1 protein-coding gene is annotated in these 3,688 nt (G+C 79.3%); it reads right to left on the reverse strand.

The window, feature by feature from the left end:
- A partial coding sequence (locus ACTUAL_RS16755; RefSeq protein ID WP_440900922.1) for a type I polyketide synthase occupies window positions 1-3,688 on the reverse strand: 3,688 nt, incomplete at both ends.

The raw sequence follows: 3,688 nt of genomic DNA on the forward strand, positions 1-3,688 counted from the left end.
CCGCCGCCCGTCCGGTCCCGGCGCGGCGGCGGTGACGCGCAGCAGCGCCGCCCCGTCGCCGAGCACCAGCGGGACCGCGTTGACCAGCTCGGCGACCTCGGGCCGCCCGAGCTGGCGACCGGCCGCCCGCACCAGGTCCAGCAGGGCCGTGCCGGGCACGACGACCGCGTCGAGCAGCCGGTGGTCGGCCAGCCACGGGTGGGCGCCGGTGGCGGCGCGGCCGGTGAACGCGGCGGTGTCCGAGCCGGGGATCTCCAGCTCCCCGGTGAGCAGCGGGTGCTCCAGCGGGGCGGCGTCGGTGGTGGGCGGGGCGGGGTCGAGCCAGAAGCGGCGGCGCTGGAACGGGTAGGTGGGCAGGTCGGTGGTCCGGCCGCCCGCGTCGGCCAGCAGCGGGGCGAAGTCGACGCGCGCGCCCCTCGCGTGCAGCGCGCCGAGCGCGGTGATCAGGGAGTGGTCCTCGTCCCGGTCGCGGTGCAGCAGGGGGGCGCAGAGCACGTCGTGCCCGTCCAGGCACTCCTGCGCGGCGGCGGCCAGCCCGCCGCCGGGGCCGACCTCGACGAACGCGGTCGCGCCCCGCCGGTGCAGGTCGGTGACGGCGGCGGCGAAGCGCCCCGGCTCGCGGGCCTGGCCCAGCCAGTACTCGGGCGCGTCGAGCGCGCCGGGCGCGGTGGTGGCCACCGGGACGCGCGGCGGGCGGAAGTCCAGGCGCGCCAGCACGTCGGCGAACGCGGGCAGCACCGCGTCGACCGCGGCCGAGTGGAAGGCGTGGGCGACCCGCAGGCGCGTGGCGCGCCCGAGGCGGGCGGCGACCTCGGTGACGGCGGCCTCGTCGCCGGTGAGCACGGTGGCGCGGGGGCCGTTGACGGCGGCCAGCTCCACCCCGTCGACCAGCGCGGCGCGCGCCGCGTCCTCGCCCGCGCGGACCGCGACCATCACGCCGGGGGGCAGCTCGCGCATGAGGGCGCCGCGCGCGGCCACGAGGGTGGAGGCGTCCTCCAGGGACAGCACCCCGGCGGCGTGCGCGACGGCGATCTCGCCGACCGAGTGCCCGGCGAGCAGGTCGGGGCGGACACCGAGCGCGTCGAGCAGGCGCACCAGCGCGACCTGCACGGCGAACAGGCCGGCCTGCGCGTAGCGGGTGTCGGCGAGCAGCCCGGGGTCGTCCAGCGCGGCGCGCACGCCGGGACCGCCGACGACGCGCCGGTCGAGCAGGGCGCACACCTCGCGCAGCGCGTCCCGGAACACCGGGAAGCGCCGCTCCAGCAGCCGCCCGGTCCCGGCCCGCTGGCTGCCCTGGCCGGACAGCAGGAACGCCACGCCCCCGCCGTCCCGCTCGGCGGGCGCGGTGGCGCCGGACGCGAGGTCGCGCAGCGCCGCCAGCACCTGACCCCGGTCGCGGGCGGGGAGCACCACCCGGCAGGGCAGGGCGGCGCGGCCGGTGACCAGGGACAGCGCCAGGTCGGGCAGCGGGACGCGCTCGGCGACCGGCAGCAGGCGGGCCGCGGTGGCGCGCAGCGCGGCCGGGTCGTGCGCGGACAGCACGAGCGGCAGGTGACCGGGGACGTCCCGGTCGGGCCCGGCGGGCACCCGGTGGTCGGGCGCCCGGCTCTCGGACACCTGGCCCAGGGGCGCCTGGCCCTCAGGCGCCCGCCCCATGGCCGCCTGGCCCTCGGATGTCTGGTCTTCGGGCACCCGGCCGCCGAACGCCCGGCCCTCGGATGTCTGGCCCTCGGATGTCTGGCCCTCGGATGTCTGGCCCTCGGATGTCTGGCCCTCGGGTGCCCGGCCTCCGGACGTCCGTCCCTCGGGTGCCCGCCCCTCAGGCACCCGCCCCTCAGGCACCCGCCCCTCTGAAGTCCGCCTGTCGGGGATCCGCCCCTCGGGGCTCAACTCCTCGGGCGCCTGCTCCAGCACCACGTGCGCGTTGGTGCCGCTGACCCCGAACGAGGACACCGCCGCCCGGCGCGGCCTGCCCACCTCGGGCCAGTCCCGCTGCTCGGCCAGCACCGCGACCCCGTCCCACTCGACCTCGGGGGTGGGCTCGGCCGCGTGCAGGGTCGCGGGCCGCCCCCCCTGCCGCACCGCCTGCACCGCCGTGATAAGCCCGGCGCCCCCGGCGGCGGCCTGGGTGTGCCCGATGTTGGACTTGACCGACCCGAGCCACACCGGCTCCCCGCCCCGGTCCCGCCCGTAGGTCGCCACCAGCGCCCGCGCCTCGATCGGGTCGCCCAACCGGGTCCCGGTGCCGTGCGCCTCCACGAGGTCCACGTCGGCCGCCGACAGCCCGGCGTCCGCGAGCGCCCGCCCGATGACGCGCTCCTGCGCGGGGCCGCTGGGCGCGGTCAGCCCGTTGGAGGCCCCGTCGGAGTTCACCGCGCTGCCGCGCACCAGCCCCAGCACCCGGCGCCCGTTGCGGCGCGCGTCCGACAGCCGCTCCAGCAGCACCAGCCCGACGCCCTCGCCGAACCCGGTGCCGTCCGCGCCCGCCCCGAACGCCTTGCAGCGCCCGTCGGCGGCGAGCCCGCGCTGCCGGGAGAAGTCCACGAACAGGTCCGGCGTGCTCAGCACCGTCACGCCGCCCGCCAGCGCCAGCGAGCACTCGCCGCCGCGCAGGGCCCGCACCGCCAGGTGCACGCCCACCAGCGAGGACGAGCAGGCGGTGTCCACGGTCATCGCCGGTCCCTGCAGCCCGAAGGCGTAGGCGACCCGGCCGGACACCACGCTCCCGGACACCCCGGTCACCCGGTGCCCCTCCAGCCCCTGGTCGGAGTGGGCGGGCAGCACCGGGTAGCCGTGCGCGATGACGCCCGCGAACACGCCGGTGTCGGTGCCGCGCAGCGAGTCGGGGGCGATGCCCGCGCGCTCGAACAGCTCCCACGCCACCTCCAGCAGCAGCCGCTGCTGCGGGTCGGTGCCGATGGCCTCGCGCGGGCTGATGCCGAACAGGTCGGCGTCGAAGCCCGCGACGTCGGCGAGGAACCCGCCCTCGCGGGCGTGGCTGCGCCCGGCGCGGTCCGGGTCGGGGGCGAACAGGGTCGCCAGGTCCCAGCCCCGGTCGGCGGGGAACGGGGTGAGCGCGTCCCCGCCGCCCGCGACGAGGTCCCACAGGTCCTCCGGGGAGGACACGTCGCCGGGGAAGCGGCAGGCCATCGACACGATCGCGATGGGCTCCCCCGCGTCGGCGGTGACGGCGGCGGTGGCGGGGGGCGCGGTGGTCCCGGCGGCGGGGGCGTGCCCGAACTCGGCGAGCAGGTGCGCGGTGAGCAGCGCCGGGGTCGGGTGGTCGAACACCGAGGTGGCGGCGAGCGCGAGCCCGGTCGCGGCGGCGAGCCGGTTGCGCAGCTCCACGGCCGTGAGCGAGTCGACGCCCAGCTCCTTGAACGCGCGGTTCGCGTCCACGGCGGAGGCGTCGCGGTGCCCGAGCACGGTCGCGGTGTGCGCCCTGACCACGTCGATCAGCGGCCGGTCCGCGCCCGCGACGGCCTGGGCCGCGACCGCCCGGCGCGGTCCGGCGAGGTCGCGCAGCAGCGGCGGGACCTCGGCGGCGCGGCGGGGGTCGAGCGCGGCGGCGAGGACGGCGGGTTCCGGCGAGGCGAGCGCGGCGTCGAGCAGGGCCAGCGCCTCGGTGGTGGTGAGCGAGCCAGCGCCGTGCCTGGCCCCGCGCGCGAGGTCGGCGGCGGTGAGCCCG

The organism is Actinosynnema sp., assembly GCF_052038725.1.